Origin of the sequence: Streptomyces sp. NRRL S-646 (assembly GCF_000720765.1) — a bacterium.
In the GTDB taxonomy this organism is placed as follows: domain Bacteria; phylum Actinomycetota; class Actinomycetes; order Streptomycetales; family Streptomycetaceae; genus Streptomyces.
Genome location: NZ_JODC01000009.1, coordinates 423,423 through 443,573, shown reverse-complemented (window position 1 = coordinate 443,573; position 20,151 = coordinate 423,423). Strand labels below are relative to the sequence as shown.

Here is a 20,151-nt window from a genome sequence, read left to right as displayed (position 1 = left end):
ATGACCGTCGTGGAAGAGATCGCGGCCGTCCCCGAGACGGCTGCCGTGCAGCCGCCCGACCGCCCCCGCCGCATCGGCGGCCCCACCCGCTCGGGCGTGCTGTCCCTGTGCGGTGCGGCGCTCTCCGGCCTGTGCGTGGCGGTGCTGCTGTTCGGCGAACTGGCCCCGTTCTCCGGCGCGTTGGGCTTCACCGTCACCGCGTACCTCGCCTTCCTCGCCGTGTACGCCGTGCTGACCGGCCTGGAGGAGAACGGGCAGGCGGTTCGGGACCGGGTGATGACGGTCGTGCTGTGGACGGCGGCCGGGCTGCTGTTCACCGCGCTCGCCCTGGTCGTCGGCTTCACGGCCTGGCGCGGGCGGGAAGCCCTGCCGCACGGCAACTTCTTCACCCAGGACATGCAGGCGGCCGGCCCGCTCGACCCGCTGACCAACGGCGGCATCGCGCACGCCATGCTCGGCACCCTCATCATGATCACGATCGCGCTGGCGATCACCGTGCCGCTGGGCCTGGCCTGCGCGGTCTACCTCAACCAGATCCCCGGGCGCTTCTCCCGCTTCGTACGGACGATCGTCGAGGCGATGACCGCGCTGCCGTCGATCGTCGCCGGCCTGATGGTGTACGCGGTCTGGATCCTCGGGCTCGGCATGCAGAAGTCGGGACTCGCGGCGGGCTTCGCGATCAGCGTGATGATGCTGCCGATCGTGATCCGGGCGGCGGACGTGGTGCTGCGGCTGGTGCCGGGCACCCTGACGGAGGCCGCGGAAGCGCTCGGTGCACCGCGCTGGCGGACCGTGTGGCACGTGGTTCTCCCCACCGCCCGCTCGGGCCTGGCCACCGCCGTCATCCTCGGCACCGCACGCGGCATCGGCGAGACCTCGCCCGTGCTGCTCACCGCGGGGTTCACGGCGGCGCTCAACGCCGATCCGACGAACGGCCCGATGGTCTCCCTCCCGCTCGCCGTCTTCAACTTCGTCAGGTCCCCCGAGCCCACGATGATCGCCCGCGGCTTCGGCGCGGCCGCGGTCCTGATGGCGCTGGTCCTGGTGCTGTTCGCAATCGCCCGGGTGATCGGCGGCCGGGGGCCGGGCCACCAGAGCAAGCGGCAGGCGCGCAGGGCGGCTCGCGCCTCCCGCCGGGATGCCGAACGTTTCGCCGACCTCCGTGCACCAGGCCTCCAGCTTTTCGAGGCCGGCGAGCCCAACTCCCCCAGGGGCGCGGGGCTGCATCCATCAGCGGCTCCGCCGCAGAGCGCGACCAGCCACATCGAACCCGCACCCGACAACGAACCCGAAGGCGACCATCACTGATGTCCAGCCTCGTCATCAACGCCCTGCGACGGCTGGGCATCCTGGCCGCACTACTGACCACCCTCACCGTCGTCGGCGTCCCGCAGAGCGCCTCCGCCGACAGCTACACCCCGATCGCCGGCGCCGGCTCCACCTGGGCCGAGAACGCCGTCGACGAGTGGCGCCGCGCCGTCAACCAGTACGGCATGCGGATCAGCTACGCCGGCACCGGTTCCTCGGACGGCCGCCGCCAGTTCCTCTCCGGCACCGTCGACTTCGCGGTCTCCGACATCCCCTTCCAGACCCACCCCACCGACGGCAGCGCGGCCGAGCGTCCCGCGCAGGGCTCGTACGCCTACATGCCGATCGTCGCGGGCGGCACCGTCTTCATGTACCACCTGACCGTCAACGGCAAGCGGGTCACCAACCTGCGCCTGTCCGGCGACGTCGTCACCAAGATCTTCACCGGGGCGGTCAAGACCTGGGACGACCCGGCCATCAAGGCCGACAACCCCGGGATGCAGCTCCCGCACCGCACGATCGTGCCCGTGGTCCGCTCGGACGGCTCCGGATCCACCGCGCAGTTCACGATGTGGATGGCCAATCAGCACAAGGCGCTGTGGAACGCGTACTGCGCCAGGGTCGGCCGCTCGGGGGCGTGCGGGCAGACCTCGTACTACCCGACCGTCTCCGGCATGATCGCCCAGTCCGGCGACCTGGGCGTGGCGGGCTATGTCGCCCAGAACTACGGCGAGGGCGCGATCGGCTACGTCAACTATTCCTACGCCCTCAACGCGCACTATCCGGTGGCCAAGATCCTCAACCACGCCGGCTACTACACCGAGCCGACCCCGAAGAACGTGGCGGTCTCGCTGCTCAAGGCGAGGATCAACACCGACAAGAGCTCGGCGGACTACCTCACCCAGCAGCTCGACGGCGTCTACAACGACAGCGACCGGCGCAACTACCCGCTGTCCAGCTACTCGTACATGATCCTGCCGCTGAAGGTGCAGGGCACCTTCACCAAGGCCAAGGGCAAGACGCTCGGCGCGTTCTCGTACTACTTCATGTGCCAGGGCCAGCAGCAGGCGCCGGACCTCGGCTACTCGCCGCTGCCGATCAACCTCGTACAGGCCGGGTTCGACCAGATCCGCCGGATTCCGGGCGTGCAGACGCAGAACATCAACATCAAGGGCTGCAACAACCCGACCTTCACCGCAAGCGGCCGCAACAAGCTGGCCGAGACGGCCCCCTACCCGGCGGCCTGCGACAAGAAGGGCGCCGCGCCCTGCACTACGGGCAGCGGGGGCGCCAAGTCGGGGAGCGGCAGCGGGGGTTCGGGGGGCTCTTCGGGCGGGTCGGGGTCGGCCTCGGGCGGCGCGTCCGGCGGTGCGGCGGGCGGCGGCGGTACGGCAGCGGGTGGCGGCGCGGGCGGCAGCGGGCAGCCCTCCGTCGACCCGGACACCGGCCAGGCCCTGTCCGCCGCCGGCGGGGGCAGCGGCTCCGCGGCCGCGGGCGGCACCGTCGCGCTGGCACAGCCGGTCGCGGTCGCCGCCGGGCACGGCTGGACGAGCACCCAGACGCTGATGGTGCTGGCCGCGTTCCTGGTCCTCGGGCTGATCCTGCTGCCCTCGCTGGTCTCGCGCCTCATCAGCCGTGCCTCGGACGGGAGTTCGCGATGAACCGGATACGACGTCTGCTGCTGCGGGGCGTCGCCGGCGCCACCGTCGGCGCGCTCGCCGGGTTCGCGGTCGCCCAGTCCGCGCCGCCCGCGACGGCCGCCACCACCTCCGCCGTCACGGTCCCCGGGCGCGGTGAGTTCAAGGACATGAAGTTCACGGTCGACCAGACCACGCATCTCACCAGCCAGGCGATCCGGGTCTCCTGGAGCGGCGGCACCGCGACCACCTTCGCGGGCACCCTGTTCGACACCGACTTCGTGCAGATCATGCAGTGCTGGGGCGACGACGACGGCACGGTCCCGTCCAACCCCGGGCCGCCGCGCACCCAGTGCCAGTACGGCGCCTCCCCGACCACCGACCGGGGCAGTTGGCCCGGCAACGACTACGACGACACCCGCAAGGTCTTCTACAGCGCCGACCCCACCAACTACGGGCAGGACAACCGGTACGGGGCGACCAACCCGAACGCGCCCGGCGAGGTCCCCTTCAAGCCGGTCAGCGGGGCCACCGTCACCTCCAACACCCAGAACAACCCGTACTTCAACCGCAACACCACCAACGAGATCGACTTCGCCCGCACCGGTGCCGACGGCAACGGCTGGGAGAACTTCGAGGTGCAGACCGCCAACGAGGCCCCGCACCTGGGCTGCGGCGTGCCCGTGACGACGAACGGCGTCACGCGGCCCCGCTCCTGCTGGCTGGTGATCGTCCCGCAGGGCCACCTCGACCTCGACGGCAAGCCGTACGCCGACCAGTCCCAGGTCAACGCGGGCTCCCCGGTCTCCTCCAGCAACTGGAAGAACCGCATCGCGATCCCGCTGCAGTTCAACTCGGTCGGCTCCAACTGCGCGCTCGGCTCCGACGAACGCCCCACCACCGGCAGCGAGTTGGCCGCCGACGCGATGACCAGCTGGCAGGCGGCCCTGTGCCCGAGCGGCAAGGTGTACGGCTACACCGAGCTCGGCGAGCCGGACACCCGGGCCCGGCTGATCAACGACGGTTCCTCCGGACTCGCCTTCACCACCCGGGCGCTCGGCGCCGACGCGGGCACGACCGCGCCGAGCGACACGACCGTCTACGCTCCGACCGCGCTGTCCGGCACGGTCATCGGCTTCAACATCGAACGCAGACCGAAGGCCGGGGCCTCGGAGGCCACGCGGAAGCTCGCCGGGAGCCGGGTGCGGTCCATCGACCTCAATCCCCGTCTGGTCGCCAAGCTGCTCACCGAGTCCTACCGCAGCTCCCCCTGGGGAGCGGTGGTCGGCTCCACGGCGGCCAAGGGCTACGGCTGGGCGAGGAACAACCCGGCGGGTCTGGCGAGCGACCCGGAATTCATCGCGCTCAACCCGGAGTTCGCCGAGCTGTCGGTCGCCGAGACACCGGCCACCGACACCGATCTGCTCACCTCGCTCGGTCACAGTGACTCGGCGCGCGCGGTGTGGCAGTGGATCGTCGCCGACAAGGACGCCCGCAACTTCCTCGCGGGGGTGTCCGACGACTGGGGGATGCGGGTCGACCCGTACTTCTCCACCAACGCGGACCTGAACCCGACCGGGTTCCCCTTCGACCCGGCGAACACCGACACGTACCCGAAGAGCGACCCCTGGTGCACGATCCCGCCGGGCACCGGGGCCACCGAGAAGCAGTGCATGATCGACTTCCACCCGTACGTACCGGACATGCACGCGGGCGCCCTGCACACGCTGCGCGCCGACAGCCTGTGGAAGGCGACCTGGGACCCGCTGGCCAGCCCGCCCGCGTACAAGGCACCCGGCCCGCAGACCGTCGGCTCCCGATTCATGATCACGGTCACCGACGCGGCCTCGGCCGCCCGGTACGGCCTCCAGACCGCCCGCCTGCTGAACTCGGCCGGCAGGTTCGTGGCCCCTACGGCCGCCGCCCTCACCACGGCCGCGAAGAGCGCCTCCGGCAAGGGCGTCGCCGAGATCACCCCGGCGAACGCCAAGGCGAAGGGCGCCTACCCGCTGGCCCAGCTGGTGTACGCGGCCGTCCGCCCCGCCGGGCTGGATGCCGCCGCACGGAAGGGCTACGCGGCCCTGCTGCGGTACGCGGCCGGCAGCGGCCAGGTCACGGGCGCCGACCCGGGCCGCCTGCCGACGGGGTACGCCCCGCTGTCGGCGGAGCTGCGCGCACGCACGGCGCACGCCGCCGACGCCCTGCTGCACTACAAGGGCGGCTCCACGGCGGGCGGTTCCGGATCCTCGGGGGGCTCGACCGGCGGCGACGGCGGCGGCGGCGCGGCCACGGCCGGCTCCGGCTCCTCCGGAGGCGGTACGACGACCGGCGGCCCCGGCGGCGCGGGCGCGAGTGCCACGCCGAGCGCGCAGGCGTCGTACGACGGCGGCAAGGCCGTCCAGACCACGGCGGCCGGCAACACCCCCGCCGACCCGGCGAACCCCCTGCGGTACGCGGTCCCCGTCGGCGCCGCCCTCGGCGCGGTGGCCGGCGCGGGCGCCCCCTTCGCGGGCGGCAGCCGCGCCCGGCTGCCGCTGCGGGTACCGCTGCCAGGCGGCCGCACGCTGACCCTCGTGCCGGAACTCACCCTCCCGGAACGGCTGCGGCTGCTACCGCCGGGCCGGGGGTGAGGGTCGTGCCAGGCCCCAGGCCCGCGCACCTCCCGGGAGCCGGGGCGCCAGGGCCACGCGCACCCGCCGTCGCCCGCCCGCTTCCCGCCCTCGGCGCCGAGCCCTGAGCGGTGCCGATGCCCCACAGGACCCGCGCCCCATCAGGCCGGATCCCGCAAGGCCCCACATCCCTCCCAGCCAAGCCCCCGCAGGACCCGCGCCCCACCGAGCCGGATCCCGCAGGGCCCACCCGACCCAACCGAGCCCCACAGGACCCGCGCCCCACCAAGCCGAGACCCGCGCAGGGCCCACCCGAGCCCCAAAGGTCGCGCGCTCCACCGAGCCGAGTCCCGCAAGGCCCACCCGATCGAGCCGAGCCCCCGCGGGCCCGTGCTCCCACAGACGGCCGTCCGCCCCGAAAGGCAGTCGGGGCGGACGGCCCGTACCACCCTGCCAGATCCACCCCTTCGCACAGTCACGGAGATTCTCGATGCGCAGAACGCGCTCTACGGCGGCGCTGGTCGCCGCCGCCGTGGTGGCCGGCGGCCTGGCTCTGTCGAGCCCGGCGTACGCCGACCCCACCCCCGCGGGGACCTTCCGCCAGCTGGTCGGCGTGGGCTCCGACACCACCCAGGACGTGCTGAACGCCCTGGCCGGGGACACCGTCAACGGCACCAGCTACGCCGCCACCGCCGTGAAGTCGGCGTCCGGCGCGGGCGTCGCCTCGTACGACGCGATCGGCTCGGCCACCATCCAGACCCGCTCGGGCGGCACGTCCTTCAACCGCCCCAACGGTTCCGGCGCGGGCCGGCAGGCGCTCAGCGCGTCGCTGGACGGCAACATGTACCCCAACGGCCAGGGTGTCGCCGTCAAGGGCCAGGTCGACTTCGCCCGCTCCTCCAGTGGCCCGACGGTCTCCGGCACCGCCCTGACCTACATCCCGTTCGCGCGGGACGCCGTCGGTGTCGCGGTCCGCGGCTCCGGTCTGGACAGCCTGACGGCCGACCAGCTGCACGACATCTACAAGGCCGGCGGCGTGCGCACGCTGAACGGCCAGACCCTGCACCCGGTCCTCCCGCAGGCCGAATCCGGCACCCGCAAGTTCTTCCTCAACGCGATCGGCCTGAACACGAACACGGTCGACACGACCCTGCCGACCGTCCAGGAGAACCAGGCGAACGCCGCGCTCACCGAGGACGGCAGCCTCGTACCGTTCTCCGTGGGCAGCTGGATCGCCCAGAACAACGGCGTCGCCCCCGACTACAGCTCCACCGCGATCGCCGCCGGCGCCCACCTGGCCGACGTCCAGCTGCCCAACCAGACCGGCGCCACCAGCCCGGTGACCAAGGTCAACGGCAAGCTCGCCCCGGCCTCCGCCTACTTCGAGAACTCCACCTTCGGCCGCGACGTCTACAACGTCGTCCCGACCCGGGCCATCGACCCGACCAGCATCTTCTTCGACAAGGACCTCTACGACGTCTTCGTCACCAGCGGCGACCACGCCGCGGCCCTGGCCTCCGACAGCTCCGAGCAGACCATCGGGGCGTTCGGCTTCCTGAACGAGTCGTACAACGGCTCCATCAACCTGGCCAAGCACGCCAAGCAGGGCGGCCTGGAGGACTCGGGCACCAACTCGGCCACCCCGGGCGCCCCCACCCTGAAGGCCACTCCTGGCGACGCGAGCCTCAAGCTCGGCTGGACCCCCGCGAGCCCGGCGCCCGCCAACCCGGTCACCGACTACCGCGTCACGCTGAAGGACGCGGACGGCGGTGTCGTCGCCACCAAGGACGTCCCGGCGACCACGACCTCGTACAGCTTCACCGGTCTGGCCCTCGGCACCTACACCGCCTCCGTGACCGCCGCGAACGTCAACGGCCTGGGTACGGACGCCACTTGGACCGGCGCGGTCAAGTACAACAGCACCACGGCCGCGGCCGTCGCCACGACCCCGTACGGCAAGGCCCCGAAGGTCGCCGTCAGCGTCGCCGGCAGCCACGGTGTCGTCCCGGCCGGCAAGGTCACCGTGAAGGAGGGCGCCACGGTCCTCGGCACCGGCACCCTGGACGCCTCCGGCAAGGTCACCGTCGCCCTGTCGAACCACCTCAAGGTCGCCACGCACACGCTGAGCGTCTCCTACGCGGGCGCCGCCAAGCTGTACGCGTCCTCGGCCACCGCCACTCTCAAGGTCACCAAGGCGACCGCGTCCGTCAGCACCACCGCGCCGACCACGGTCAGCCACACCGCGCACGCCAAGGTCATCGTGAAGGTCACCGCGACCGGCACCACCCCGACCGGCACGGTGAAGATCTACGACGGCACCAGGGTGATCGCCACCGGCACCCTGAGCGGCGGCAAGGTGACCATCACCCTCCCGAAGCTGAGCCGCGGCAGGCACACCCTGCACGCCACCTACACGGGCTCCTCGACGGTGAACGCCAAGACCGGCGCGAACTTCACCATCAGGTCCACCTGATCCATCTCCCACCGGGCTGCCGGGGAGGGCCCCTACTCCCCGGCAGCCCCCTACCGCAAGCAAAGGAGGCGGGCCGCCGTGACACTCGCCCCACCCCTCACGCTCACGCGCGTCCGGAGCGTCACCGTGGTCCGCCACCTCGCCCGGGGCGGCCTGCTGAGCCTGGCCGCGCTGCTGCTCGGCGTCACCGCACAGCTGCTGCTCATCAGCGGCGTCCAGGAACACTCCGCGCAGCACGCCGCGTTCGACGAACTGCGCAGCCAACTCGCCCTGGGCACCGCGCCGGTGGCGCAGGCCGACCAGCAGGGCCGGCTGCTCGCGCCGGGCACCCCGGTCGCCGTCGTGGACGTCCCCAGGCTGGGGATGACCCAGGTGGTCCTGGAGGGCACCGACTCCTCGGTGCTGACCGACGGTCCGGGCCACCGCCGGGACACCCCGATGCCCGGCCAGGCGGGCACCAGCGTGCTGATGGGCCGTGCCGCGGCCTACGGCGGCCCCTTCGGGAAGCTCGGCGCGCTCACCGAGGGCGACAGGTTCACCGTGATCACCGGGCAGGGCAGGTCGACGTACCAGGTCCTCGACATACGTCGGGCCGGTTCCCCCGCCCCCGCCCCCGTGGCCGCCGGCAAGGGCCGGCTGGTCCTGGTCACCGCCACCGGGCCCCGCTACATGCCGGCCGGCGTCCTGCGCGTCGACGCCGACCTGGTCTCCGCGCCGTTCCAGACCCCGGCGGCCGTCATCCGCTCCGGCACGCTGCCCGGCTCCGAGGAGCCGCTGGCCCGCCCCTCCGGGGTGCCGTGGCCGTTGGTGATGTGGCTGCAGGCGCTGCTGCTCGCCGCGGTCGCCGCCGTGTGGGCCTGGCACCGGTGGGGCCGCCACCAGACCTGGATCGTCTTCGCGCCGGTCGTCGCGGTCCTGGGCCTCCAGGTCGCCACCCGCACCACCGAACTCCTGCCCAACCTGCTGTGACCGCTCCCCTTGAGGTGACCGACGTGACCGACACCGTGACCGACACGATCGTCCTGCCGGCGGTGGAAACCGCCCGTCCCGCCACTCTGGAGGCCCGTGCGGTCTCCGCCTGGTTCGGCAGCCACCAGGTGCTCAGCCGGGTGTCGCTGACCATGCCCGCGGGCCGGGTGACCGCCCTGATCGGCCCGTCCGGCTGCGGCAAGTCGACGTTCCTGCGCACCCTCAACCGCATGCACGAGCTGATCCCGGCCGCGCAGTTCGGCGGCGAGGTGCTCTTCGAGGGCGAGGACATCTACGACCCGTCCTGGCGTCTGACGGACGCCCGCCGCCTCATCGGCATGGTCTTCCAGAAGCCGAACCCCTTCCCGGCGATGTCGATCTACGACAACGTGGTGGCGGGCCTGCGCCTGACGGGAACGCGCGTGAGCCGCCGCGAGAGGGACGAGGTCGTGGAGGAGTCCCTGACCCGCGCCGGCCTGTGGAAGGAGGTCCACGACCGCCTCCGCAAGCCCGGCGGCGCGCTCTCCGGCGGCCAGCAGCAGCGCCTGTGCATAGCAAGGGCGTTGGCGGTACGCCCCCAGGTCCTCCTCATGGACGAACCCTGCTCGGCCCTCGACCCCACCTCCACCCGCCGCGTCGAGGAGACGATCCACGAACTCGCCGGCGAGGTCACGGTCGTCATCGTCACCCACAACATGCAACAGGCCGCCCGCGTCTCCCAGCAGTGCGCCTTCTTCCTCGCCGAGCAGGGCACCCCCGGCGGCATAGTCGAGGCGGGCCCCACGGACGACATCTTCAACACCCCGCAAGACCAGCGCACGGCGGACTACGTGGCGGGCCGCTTCGGCTGACCGGGAGCGGGACCGGGACCAGCAGCGGGCCCCTTCTCCCACACAGACACGGAGGGCAGGCCGCGTTCCGCTCGGGCCCGGTCGGTCAGCTCCTGCACGAGCGCCGTTTTCGCACGCGAGTAGTCCCGGGCCGGGGTGCCGGCTGCGACGAGGGCCCGTTTGAGTGCGGCGTACCGGGCCGCCTCCTCGGGGTGGGCGCGCAGGTAGTCCCGAAGGATGCGCTGGTTGCGGGTGGGCCAGCTGTCCTCGGTCACCACGTGCAGGATGTGGCTGCGGACGCCTGCGTCGGCGCGGACGTACAGGAGCCGGTCGGTCATTCCGTTGTCGTGGGGGCGGAAGCCGAGGGCGGCGAGCGCCGGCTCGTGGGGGCCGACGTCGGCGAGGTCCGGTACGGCGGCCATGAGATCGATGACGGGCTTGGCTGCCAGCCCCCGGACGGCGGTGGAGCCGATGTGCTCCAGCTCGACGAACAGCCCGGGGGCCGCCGCACGGAGGGCGTCCGTCGCGGTGGCGGCCCGGCGGGGCCAGTCGGGGTCGTAGTCGACCACGCGTGTCATGCGCACCTGCGTGCCGTCTGAGGAGGGCCGTGACCTGCGGAAATACCGAACACTCCGCAATCGCCCCCTTTCGGCGATAATTGAGGCATGAGTACTGCGACGTTTGTTGTTGCGGCCACGTCGAGTGAGGTACTCAACGTGATCGCCGCCTTTGTCGGTGGCCTGATCATCGCTGGTGCACTGATCTGGGCCGTGCAGTTCGGCATGAGGGTCCGGGACCGCGAACTGCCGCGGCCCAACCCGGACGAACAGCCCCACATCCCCGACGGCGGACCCGTCTGGGAGATGCGCGAGATGCGGGAACCCGACGAGGTGCCGCACGCGGAGGGCAAGGAACGGCTCATGCCCTACGAGCTCCATCCATCCGGAACGAAGACAGGGAAGGACCAGCACCGCCGGCGCTGGCTGCCCGGCTCCAGCGGCTCCTTCGGAGGCGGCGGCCTGGGACGCCTCTGACGTCCCGGGGGCTCACGCCATCCAGAAGAACACCGCCGTCATGCGCTTCTCCTCCAGCGTCCTGCCGGAGTATCCCGTCGCGCTGTGCACCAGGTTGGCGTTGTAGAGGAGCAGGCGGTTGTACTTGTGCGGGACCCGCACGTCCTCCTCGAAGTGGTCCCCCGGGACGAACCGGGTCCCGAGGGCCTCGACGAGGTTGTTGTGCGGGGCCTGCACGACGTTGCCGCCGAGCCGGCCGCCGGGCAGGGACTGGCGGTAGAAGGCGGTTCCGCAGTCCTTGCCGACGCCGGGGTTGAGGTACAGCACCGCCGCATAGCGGCACAGGGCACGGGAGTCGGTGTGCGGGCGCGGCTCGCTCTCGCCCTCGCCGACGACCTGGATGCAGTTGTGGTTGAGGGTGCCGCCGCCCGGGGCCTCCTGCACCCACAGTTCCTTCGCGCCGGTCGCCTTCTTCACCAGGCGCTCGACGCGGGCGAGTTCGGCGGGCTCAAGGCCCGGCATGGTGCGCAGACCCGGCCAGGTCTCCGAGGTGTACGGGTATCCCTCGACCCAGTCGTCCTTGGCGAGACAGCGTTCCCGTACGGCGTCCACGTCGGGCAGGACATCGTCGATGACCCAGTAGTCGCGGCCCTTGGTGGGCTTGCGGTAGGGGAGGACGGGAAGGGCGGTCGGGGCTTTCCGGGGCTGTGGGGGCATGGGGCGAATTTAGGTCCGGTGTTTGCCTTGTCTCTCCCGTGGAATGGTCAACATTGCGTCAACCGCACGGGGTCCACCGGCCGTTACCTGCCTCACACCCGCCGGTTTTTACCAAACCAAAAGGTTCTGAGCCGGAACCTCATCCGTACTCCCCTCCGTCGACCCCCCGCCGTCCGCCGGCGGGACCCCCGACCGGGCAGGAGGCACGGTGCGCTTTTCGCGGAATGCGACGGGAACTCTCTTCGTGGGCGGGGCTCTCAGCCTGACCCTGGCCGCGCTCGCCTATCCCGCGATGCTCGGAGTCAACACCGTGTCGAGCGACGGATCGAGAGTCATCGCGCAGACCCAGTGGGGGCCGCTGACGGAGGCCGACCGCGACTTCGTCGTCAAGGTGCGCGCGGCCGGGCTGTGGGAGTACCCCGTGGGCCAGATGGGCCTGAAGAAGGGGCAGAGCAAGGCGGTGATCACCGCGAGCAAGCACCTCATCGACGGGCACGCCGCACTGGACGCCAGCTGCCGCAAGATCAGCACGATGCTGAACATCACGATCCCCAACGTGGCCAGCCCGCAGCAGGTCGGCTTCGTCAACACGCTCGCCGCGGACCAGGGCAAGCAGTTCGACACGGACTTCGCCAACATCCTGCGCGTGACGCACGGTTCGATCTTCAACACGATCGCGAAGATCCGCTCGACGACCAAGAACACCGTGGTGCGGGTCCTGGCCGACCAGGCCAACGCGACGGTCCTGGACCACATCACGGTCATGGAGCAGACCGGTCTGGTCAACTTCGACCAGGTCCTCTTCCAGGAGACGACCCCGCCGAAGCTGCCCTCCACGGACCTGACCCCGCCGCCCCCGGCCGCGGGCCAGCCGCAGATCGTCCTCACCCCGCCGGTGGACAGCACCACCCAGCCGCCGGTCCTGCCGGGCGAGTCCTCGACCGGCCAGAACGCCGCCCCGAGCCCGACCGTGAGGTGAGATCCGGGCGGTTCCGCGATGGTGGAGCCACCTGTTCCGTCTGTGGCGAAATTGTAATAGACAATTGAACTACCCGTCGGTTACCGCAGGTTGACAGCGTTCCGCCAGGAGATCCACGATGTGATCGCGCTGGGTCGCATGTGACCAATGGGCCCGGTGTTCCTCAGACCATTCACCCCGGTGCGGCCGGGCGCGGCGTGCTGCCCTGCGCCGCCGCGCCGGGAACTGCACACGCCAAGATGGGGATCTGCATGTCCATAGCCAGACGTGTCACCGCGCGCCGCCTCCTGGGAACGGGCGCTGTGTCGCTCGCCCTGTGCGCCGCCACCGTCGCCGCGGCCTCGGGCGCCTGGGCCACCGGTACGCCCGGCGGTGACGGCTGGAAGCACGCCGACGGCTACCGGCCGGGCACCGGTGCCGGCACCAAGACGGAGACGGACCGCTGCCAGTTCTCCCTGGACGGCACCAGCTTCTTCGACTCGGTCAAGGTCGACGACCAGACCCTGAGGCCCACCGACGACGGCAAGATCCACGTCAAGGTCCGTACCGCGGGCGACGCCACGACCTGCACGGCCTCCCTGGCCTCCTACCTCGCTCACGGCCCGTCCTTCGCCACCTCCGGCGAGCAGGTCTTCGTCGACTTCGACTCGGTGACGGTCAAGCAGGGCCAGACCGACTCCCTCGACATCGCCGTGCCGGACGCGGGCTGCTTCGCGCAGGTCGACCTCTACCGGGGCGCCGTGAAGTTCGACGGCAAACTGGACGCCAAGGACGGCTTCGAGCACGGCGATCTGCCCAAGGGCCCCGACCACCCGGTCATCAAGGACAAGCTGATCGCGTCCTGGAACGGCGGCACGAAGGACTGCACGAGCACCGAGTCGCAGCCGCCGTCCACCCCGCCGGCCTCGACCCCGGCGTCCGAGCAGCCCTCGACCCCGGCCGAGGAGAGCCCGACCCCGAGCGCCTCCGCGTCGACGCCGAGCGACACCGACACCCCCGTCGCCTCCGCGTCGACCACCGTCCCCGCGGTCAGCCAGAGCGGTGGCGGTGGCCTCGCGGAGACCGGCGGCGGCAGCAACTCCGGCCTCATCGCCGGCGGCGCCGCGGCCCTCCTGGCCGCCGGCGGGGCGATCGTCGTCGTGACCAGGCGCCGCCGCGGAGCCCACTCCTGAGCCACTCCCGAGATACGAACGCCCCGGAGACCCCCGCTCCGGGGCGTTCGTCATGCCGAGGGGATGCCTGGGCTCAACCTCCGTCCGCCACACAGTGCTTGAGCAGCAGCCGTACGTCCTCGTCGACCACCCGGTAACGCACGATCCGCCCCTCCTTCTCCCCGGCCACGACCCCGGCGGCCCGCAGCAGCCGCAACGCCTGTGAGACGGCAGGGTCGTTCATGCCGGTCGCGATCGCCAGGTCGGACACGGCCAGCGGGCCGGTGCGGTGCAGGGCGAGCAGCAGGGCGAGCCGCTTGGGGTCGGCGAGCAGGGAGAAGCGGTCGGCCCAGGTGCGGACGTGCTCGGCGTCGCCGATGGCCTCGATGGCCTCGCACACCCGGTGGCCGTCGATCGTGCGGCGGTCTGCGCGGTCGGCCGGGACGAGATGCATACGGCCATCCTCGCAGGCACCCCTATGTGATCTTCAATACCTGCGCAGGTATGCAGCTATGCAGGGAAGTGCCGACGGCCCTACGGTGGGCGGGCCGTGGTGTTCGGGAAGTCGGTGCCATGCCGACGCGGCCCTCGCCACTGTGATCGGGGAGTTCGTCGCCCACGTCCCGCTCGGGACAGCCACTGGCCGCAGCAACGCGGCTGGGAAGGCGGGCGGCGGACGTACGACCCGTAAGCCAGGAGACCGGCCACGGCATCTCACGAAGTGATCCACGAGGTGCTGGAGCGTGACCGCATGACCCTGCCCGGGACATCCCTGCCCGAGCCGAAGACCGCCTCCTTCCGCTGGCGGCGCGAGGACACCGTGAAGACGGTGGGGCTGATGGCGGTGATCGCCGCCCTGCACGTGGTCGCCTTCGGCATCCTCTTCCTGCTGGTCGTGCCCGGGCACTACGAGGTCGGCAACAAGGCCTTCGGGCTCGGCCTCGGCATCACCGCCTACACCCTGGGCATGCGGCACGCCTTCGACGCCGACCACATCGCCGCGATCGACAACACCACCCGCAAGCTGATGGCCGACGGCAAGCGGCCGGTGTCGGTGGGGTTCTGGTTCGCGCTCGGGCATTCCAGCGTGGTGGTCGTGCTGGCGGCGATGATCGCGGGCGGAACCCAGCTCGCCGACAAGGTCATGAACGAGCACTCCCGCACCCACCAGGTGCTCGGCCTCATGGGTACGACGATCTCGGCCACGTTCCTCTATCTCGTCGCCGCGCTCAATCTGGTCGCCCTCGTCGGCATCCTGCGCGTCTTCCGGGCGATGCGGGCGGGGACGTACAACGAGAAGGAGCTCGAACAGCATCTGAATGCGCGGGGGTTCATGAACCGGATCCTCGGCCGCCTGACCAGGTCCATCTCCCGCCCCGGCCAGATGTTCCCGCTCGGCTTCCTCTTCGGCCTGGGCTTCGACACGGCGACCGAGGTCACCCTGATGGTGATGGCGGGCTCCGGCGCGGCGGCCGGGCTGCCCTGGTACGCGATCCTCTGCCTTCCGCTGCTCTTCGCGGCCGGCATGAGCCTGTTCGACACGCTGGACGGCACCTTCATGAACTTCGCCTACCAGTGGGCTTTTTCGAACCCGGTGCGCAAGGTGTTCTACAACCTCACCATCACCGGACTGTCCATCGCCGTCGCCTTCTTCATCGCCACGATGGAACTCTTCGGCCTCGACCTGGCCAACGTCGGCTACATCATCGTCGGCCTGTTCGTGGTCGTGTGGGTGGCGGCGGTGTCGTACTGGAAGGCGGCGAGGGTGGAGCAGCGGTGGGGGGCGTCGGGCGCGGAGGACGACTGAGGCCCGTCTTCTGGATCAGGTCGGCCAGGCGTAGTGTCCTGTACAGGACAAACTCTCCTGGCCCTGGGCCTGGCCTGCATGTCTGCGGCCACGCCCTGAAGCCGAGCGGGTAGGACCGTGCCCTGCCGGTCCCGCAGCAAGGACAGGGCCACCGGCGATTTCAATCGCGCGTGGCGTCTGACGACAGGGCCCGGCGCTCCACCGTCTCCAGGTACAGCTTCACGAAACGGTTCACGTCCACGTCCAATGCCACGTCCACCAGCGGCTGTCGGCGGACGCCCTCGTGGATCTCGGACTCTCCGGGGCGGGGGCGGCGGTCGACGATCGTCTGGCCGCGGGTCGGGCCGGGGGCGAGGGAGACCTCGACGGGGAGCAGGCTGGTGGTGATGCCGGCCGGGTCGACGACCGTGCAGACCGCGCCCGCGTCGCCGAGGCCGCCGGCCTCCTCGGCCTCGGGGGCCTCGCCCTGGTGCGCCGGACGGTGGGCGAGGAGTTCGCCGGCCAGCCGGGTGCCGGGCTCGGTGCTGGTGCGCAGCCGGTGCACATCGGCGCCGGGGACGACGACCTGAGTGAAGACGTCCAGGCCGTACATCGTGATCGGCACTCCGGCGGTGAGCAGGACCGCGGCCGCCTCCGGATCGTGCCAGACGTTGAACTCGGCGACCGCCGTGGCGTTCCCGGTGGCCACCGCACCGCCCATGAACACGATCCGCTCGATGTTGCGGGTGACTTCGGGGTGGGTGCGCAGCAGCAGTGCGATGTTCGTCAGGGGTGCGGTGGGGACGAGGGTGACCGGCCGCGGCGAGGCGAGGATCTCGCGGCGCAGCAGAGTGACCGCGTCCACCTCGGCGGGGGTGCGGGTGGGCGCGGGCAGGCCGAGGTCGCCCATGCCGTCGGCACCGTGCACATGCCGCGCCGAGCGCGCCGGCTCGATCAGCGGGCGCTCGGCTCCCCGGCCGACCGGGATGTCGGGGGCGCCGGCCTGCTCCAGCACGGTCAGGGTGTTGCGGACGACGCCGTCCACGTCCGTGTTCCCGGCGACGCAGGTGACCGCGCGCAGGTCGATCGCCGGGTGGCGTACGGCGAACAGCAGGGCCAGGGCGTCGTCGACACCCGTGTCGCAGTCGATGATCACCGGGATGGGCTGACCGGTCACGGCCGGGCTCCTCTCACTACGACGACACAGGTCTTCACGACACGGGCTACGACAGCGACCTTACGCAGCCGCCCACAGTTCGGCGCCGCGGGTGTCGACGCACGCCCCGATCCGCTCCAGCAGCCGTTCCACCGGTACGGCCCCCGGACGCCGCCCGTCCCGCAGACGTAGGGCCGCCAGGTCGCCTTCGGCCTCCCGTTCGCCGATCACCGCCTGGTACGGCACCAGGCGCGCCGCACGGATGCGGGCACCGAGGCTGCCCTGCTCGGGCCCGGCGAACTCGGCGCGCAGCCCGCGTGCCACGGCCCGTCCTACGACGTCGTGCGCCTGCTGCTCCTGGGCCTGGGACACCGGCAGCACGACGAGCTGGACGGGTGCAACCCAGGCGGGGAAGGCCCCGCCGTGCTCCTCGATCATCTGCGCCACCGCGCGCTCCACGCTGCCGATGATGCTGCGGTGGACCATGACCGGCCGGTGTTTCGCGCCGTCGGCGCCGATGTAGTGCAGATCGAAGCGTTCGGGCTGGTGGAAGTCGATCTGGACGGTGGAGAGGGTGGCCTCGCGGCCGGCGGAGTCGACGACCTGGACGTCGATCTTGGGCCCGTAGAAGGCGGCCTCGCCCGCCACCGCCTCGTACTCGACACCGGCCCCCGCCAGCACCTCCTCCAGCAGCCCGGTGGCCCGTTTCCACAGCGCCGGGTCGGCGACGTACTTGCCGCCCTCCCCCGGCAGGGACAGCCGGTGGCGGGAGGCGCGGATGCCGAGGTCGGCGTAGGCACGGCCGATGAGTTCGAGGGCGCCTCGCGCCTCCTCCACCGCCTGCTCCAGGGTGCAGAAGATATGGGCGTCGTTGAGCTGGATGGACCGTACGCGGGTCAGCCCGCCGAGCACCCCGGACAGCTCGGACCGGTACATGCCGCCCAACTCGGCGATACGGAGCGGCAGTTCGCGGTAGCTGTGCGAGCGGGACCGGTAGATGAGGGCGTGATGGGGGCAGAGGCTGGGCCGCATGACGACCTGTTCGCCGCCCAGCTCCATCGGCGGGAACATGTCGTCGTTGTAGTGGGACCAGTGCCCCGAGATCTCGTACAGCTCGCGCTTGCCGAGGACGGGCGAGTACACGTGCCGGTAGCCGGCCGCGCGTTCCTGGCCGCGGATGTACTCCTCCAGGGCGTGCCGCACGATCGCGCCGTCGGGCAGCCAGTACGGCAGCCCCGCGCCCATCAGCGGATCGGTGTCGAACAGCTCCAGCTCACGGCCGAGCCGGCGGTGGTCGTACATGGTCTCTCTCCTCGCGACGGGGGAGGGCGAGCGACCCACGACGAAGCCCCGGGGCACTCGCCCCGGGGCTTCGGACATCCAGTCCATGGATCAGCGCGCCGGGACACTCTCCGGCGTCGTCGTGAGGAACGACTGGGCGCGCTGCATGGGAGGACGGTAACGCGGGGGCGGGGACGGGGCCACGGGTTTTCGCGGGGACCGTAACCCGGACGGCCCGGCGCGCTGGTGGGGTGTCGTGCGCGGTGGTCCCTTGGAGACGTAACCGATCTTGAGGTGGCCAGGAGGCGTCCGATGACCCGCACCCCGTCCCGTGTCCTCGTCGGCGCCGCGATGTCCGCGGGGGCCCTGGTGAGCGTGAGTGCGTGCGGCCTCATCGTGGGCGTGGGCCCGGAGCCGGACGCGGGGGCGAAGCAGCAGGCACCCGCGGCCTCGCACAGCGCCGCGCACAGTGCGAAGCCGTCCGCCACGGCCCCCGCCGCTCCCCCGCCCCTCACCGAGGCGCAGGCTCAGGCCGCGCTGCTGACCCAGGCGGACCTGGGCGCGCCGTGGGCGCCCACGCAGGGGGCCGCGACCTGGCGGGACGGGGTGCTCAAGGCCCACGCCGACGTGCCCGAGTGCCACAAGCTCCTCGACGCGCTGTACACGGACGACCTGTTCGGTGCGGACGCCACCGGGACCCGGGTCGTGACCGGGCTCGACGACGCCATGGACCAGGCGCAGCTGCGGTACCAGGTGCTGTCGTTGCGGCCCGCCGACGTGGACCGGACGCTGACCTGGATGAAGACCCTGCCGAAGATCTGCGCCAGGTTCACGGCGGTGACCGGGCGCGGCGCCCTCCAGAACGTCCGGGTCGACGAGACCGTACTGCCGGTGGTCGGAGACGACCGGCAGGGGCTGCGGGTCACGTTCACCGGCGCGACGGCGACCGGCGAACAGACCCTGCTCACCCTCGACGTCGCAGTGGTCCGCGTCGGCGAGGACGCCATCGCCCTCACCCACGGCGGCCCGGGGGACGTGTCCGCCGACGCCACGAAGGCCTTCGTGCAGGTGGGTGCGCAGCGGCTGGCCGACATCAGGAAGCAGCCGCGGCTCCGCGTCTGACCGAGGTCCGACCGATGACCGATGCCCGACCGACGAGCTAGGTCTAACCGAGCTTGTCCACGGCCTCCTTGGCCTCCTTCAGGCCCGCCCCGGTCGCCTCCCGGTACACCTTGATCGCCTGGATCTTCTTGCCGTCCCGGACCAGTGCGTTCACCTCGTCCGACCACGGTTCGGGCTCGGTGAGTCCCAGGTGGCCGAGGATCAGGTCGAGTTTGTGCTCCACCCGGGCAACCCGTCTGTCCGTGCGGGAGATCCGGTTCTCGATGCTGCCGATACCGAAGAGCACCAGCAGGACGAGCAGGGAGAAACCCAGTATGTCCATGCCGTGATCATAGGGATCCGGTCCACGGTCGCTCAGTCGCCGTCCAGTCTCTCCCGGTGCGAGACCACGTCGTGCGCCACCTCGAGGGCGGTGCGGCCCTGCGCGAAGGCGCGGGCGCGCAGCCGGGCCGACGCCTCGTCGGCGTCGACGCCGAGCTGCGCCATGAGCATGCCGATGGCCTGGTAGACCTCGTCGTGTTCGGTGGCCAGACCGCCCAGCCAGGCCTCCTCGCCACTGCCGCTCTCCTCCCGCGGCAGGGTCGTCAGGGCCAGCGTCATGACGGCGGCCAGCAGCTGTGCACGGCGCAGCTCGTCCTCGGTCAGTTCGCCCGGGGTGTCGCGGTAGAGGTCGAGGGTGCCCACCGTCAGGCCGTCGTCGCTGCCCAGCGGCATCGAGTACACGGCCTGGACGCCGACGGCCGTCGCCTGCCGGGCGAACAGCGGCCAGCGGTGCATGTTCCGGCCGGCGGTCAGGTCGCAGGCGAGCACGGGGGCGCCGCTCTCGTAGGCGCACAGCCACGGGCCGTCACCGAGGGTGGCCTGGAGCTCCGCGAGATACGAGGCCATGGAGTTGTTCGCGGCGAGCCGGAGGGACATTCCGCTGCTGCGCAGCGACACACTCGCGCCGACGACCGGCAGCAGCTTCACCGCCGCCGCACACAACCGGGCAGGTGTCTCCCCGGGCCGGGCATCGCGCACCACCTCGGCGATCACGTCGATGGCCCTTACTGCGTCCACGGCCATCGCCTCCTCCGATCGCAGCGTGGCCTGCATCCGGGGACGCTGCCCGACTACCCCT

Annotated in this window: 18 protein-coding genes and 1 riboswitch; of the genes, 11 read left to right on the top strand and 7 right to left on the bottom strand. The window is 71.5% G+C overall.

All coding sequences use genetic code 11. From position 1 onward, the window contains the following. The 6 genes from pstA (at position 1) to pstB (ending at position 9,847) form a co-directional block, all read left to right on the top strand. Positions 1-1,308, top strand: coding sequence for a phosphate ABC transporter permease PstA (gene pstA, locus IH68_RS0125385; protein WP_063763546.1), 1,308 nt, complete (start codon positions 1-3; stop codon positions 1,306-1,308). After that, complete coding sequence (locus IH68_RS0125380) at positions 1,308-2,969, top strand: phosphate ABC transporter substrate-binding protein PstS (protein WP_030939273.1); 1,662 nt, start codon at positions 1,308-1,310, stop codon at positions 2,967-2,969. The genes pstA and IH68_RS0125380 overlap by 1 nt, the downstream gene beginning before the upstream one ends. Then, the gene (locus tag IH68_RS56470) at positions 2,966-5,575 is read left to right on the top strand and encodes a hypothetical protein (RefSeq protein ID WP_030939270.1); all 2,610 of its coding nucleotides are present in this window, start codon (positions 2,966-2,968) and stop codon (positions 5,573-5,575) included. Before IH68_RS0125380 ends, IH68_RS56470 begins: the two co-directional genes overlap by 4 nt. A gap of 469 nt (positions 5,576-6,044) precedes the next feature. Then, on the top strand, positions 6,045-8,027 hold the full coding sequence (locus IH68_RS51820; RefSeq protein WP_051833715.1) for an Ig-like domain repeat protein: 1,983 nt from the start codon (positions 6,045-6,047) through the stop codon (positions 8,025-8,027). A gap of 78 nt (positions 8,028-8,105) precedes the next feature. Then, on the top strand, positions 8,106-8,996 hold the full coding sequence (locus IH68_RS0125365; protein WP_051833714.1) for a sortase: 891 nt from the start codon (positions 8,106-8,108) through the stop codon (positions 8,994-8,996). 86 nt (positions 8,997-9,082) lie between these two features. Further along, positions 9,083-9,847 carry a phosphate ABC transporter ATP-binding protein PstB gene (gene pstB / locus IH68_RS0125360; RefSeq protein ID WP_234341579.1) on the top strand — a complete coding sequence of 255 codons (765 nt, stop codon included), beginning with the start codon at positions 9,083-9,085 and terminating at the stop codon, positions 9,845-9,847. On the opposite strand, the gene IH68_RS0125355 is transcribed toward pstB, so the two are convergent. After that, positions 9,823-10,404 carry a GrpB family protein gene (locus IH68_RS0125355; RefSeq protein ID WP_051833713.1) on the bottom strand — a complete coding sequence of 194 codons (582 nt, stop codon included), beginning with the start codon at positions 10,402-10,404 and terminating at the stop codon, positions 9,823-9,825. The genes pstB and IH68_RS0125355 overlap by 25 nt on opposite strands. 87 nt (positions 10,405-10,491) lie before the next feature. Here IH68_RS0125355 and IH68_RS0125350 point away from each other — a divergent pair, with 87 nt between their 5' ends. After that, entirely contained in the window at positions 10,492-10,860 is a 369-nt protein-coding gene (locus tag IH68_RS0125350) for a DUF6479 family protein (RefSeq protein ID WP_030939257.1), read from the top strand. A 12-nt stretch (positions 10,861-10,872) separates the two neighbouring features. On the opposite strand, the gene IH68_RS0125345 is transcribed toward IH68_RS0125350, so the two are convergent. Continuing rightward, a complete protein-coding gene (locus IH68_RS0125345) occupies positions 10,873-11,556 on the bottom strand; it encodes a DUF6445 family protein (RefSeq protein ID WP_030939254.1) in 684 nt (227 codons plus the stop codon). A gap of 244 nt (positions 11,557-11,800) precedes the next feature. On the opposite strand from IH68_RS0125345, the gene IH68_RS0125340 reads away from it, so the two are divergent. Beyond that, a complete protein-coding gene (locus IH68_RS0125340) occupies positions 11,801-12,535 on the top strand; it encodes a DUF4142 domain-containing protein (RefSeq protein ID WP_030939252.1) in 735 nt (244 codons plus the stop codon). A gap of 251 nt (positions 12,536-12,786) precedes the next feature. Then, positions 12,787-13,707 carry an LAETG motif-containing sortase-dependent surface protein gene (locus IH68_RS0125335; RefSeq protein ID WP_030939249.1) on the top strand — a complete coding sequence of 307 codons (921 nt, stop codon included), beginning with the start codon at positions 12,787-12,789 and terminating at the stop codon, positions 13,705-13,707. A 73-nt stretch (positions 13,708-13,780) separates the two neighbouring features. Here the strand turns inward: IH68_RS0125335 and IH68_RS0125330 are convergent, their stop codons facing one another. Further along, positions 13,781-14,140 carry an ArsR/SmtB family transcription factor gene (locus IH68_RS0125330; RefSeq protein WP_030939247.1) on the bottom strand — a complete coding sequence of 120 codons (360 nt, stop codon included), beginning with the start codon at positions 14,138-14,140 and terminating at the stop codon, positions 13,781-13,783. An 80-nt stretch (positions 14,141-14,220) separates the two neighbouring features. After that, positions 14,221-14,410, top strand: a riboswitch (cobalamin riboswitch). A 27-nt stretch (positions 14,411-14,437) separates the two neighbouring features. On the opposite strand from IH68_RS0125330, the gene IH68_RS0125325 reads away from it, so the two are divergent. Continuing rightward, positions 14,438-15,493, top strand: coding sequence for a HoxN/HupN/NixA family nickel/cobalt transporter (locus IH68_RS0125325; protein WP_030939245.1), 1,056 nt, complete (start codon positions 14,438-14,440; stop codon positions 15,491-15,493). A gap of 160 nt (positions 15,494-15,653) precedes the next feature. Here the strand turns inward: IH68_RS0125325 and IH68_RS0125320 are convergent, their stop codons facing one another. Both IH68_RS0125320 and thrS read right to left on the bottom strand, forming a co-directional pair. Further along, positions 15,654-16,649, bottom strand: a complete 996-nt coding sequence (locus IH68_RS0125320) for a nucleoside hydrolase (protein ID WP_030939242.1) — start codon at positions 16,647-16,649, stop codon at positions 15,654-15,656. Positions 16,650-16,709: 60 nt separating this feature from the next. Further along, positions 16,710-17,930: a threonine--tRNA ligase gene (thrS, locus tag IH68_RS0125315; RefSeq protein WP_030939240.1), complete on the bottom strand. Its 1,221-nt coding sequence runs from the start codon at positions 17,928-17,930 to the stop codon at positions 16,710-16,712. 291 nt (positions 17,931-18,221) lie between these two features. Here thrS and IH68_RS0125310 point away from each other — a divergent pair, with 291 nt between their 5' ends. Beyond that, positions 18,222-19,031 carry a hypothetical protein gene (locus IH68_RS0125310; protein ID WP_030939238.1) on the top strand — a complete coding sequence of 270 codons (810 nt, stop codon included), beginning with the start codon at positions 18,222-18,224 and terminating at the stop codon, positions 19,029-19,031. Between the two features lie 43 nt (positions 19,032-19,074). Here IH68_RS0125310 and IH68_RS0125305 read toward each other — a convergent pair whose 3' ends face one another. Continuing rightward, the gene (locus tag IH68_RS0125305; RefSeq protein WP_030939236.1) at positions 19,075-19,353 is read right to left on the bottom strand and encodes a ribosomal protein L7/L12; all 279 of its coding nucleotides are present in this window, start codon (positions 19,351-19,353) and stop codon (positions 19,075-19,077) included. Positions 19,354-19,385: 32 nt separating this feature from the next. After that, positions 19,386-20,126: a GAF and ANTAR domain-containing protein gene (locus IH68_RS0125300; protein WP_030939234.1), complete on the bottom strand. Its 741-nt coding sequence runs from the start codon at positions 20,124-20,126 to the stop codon at positions 19,386-19,388. Positions 20,127-20,151 lie beyond the last annotated feature (25 nt).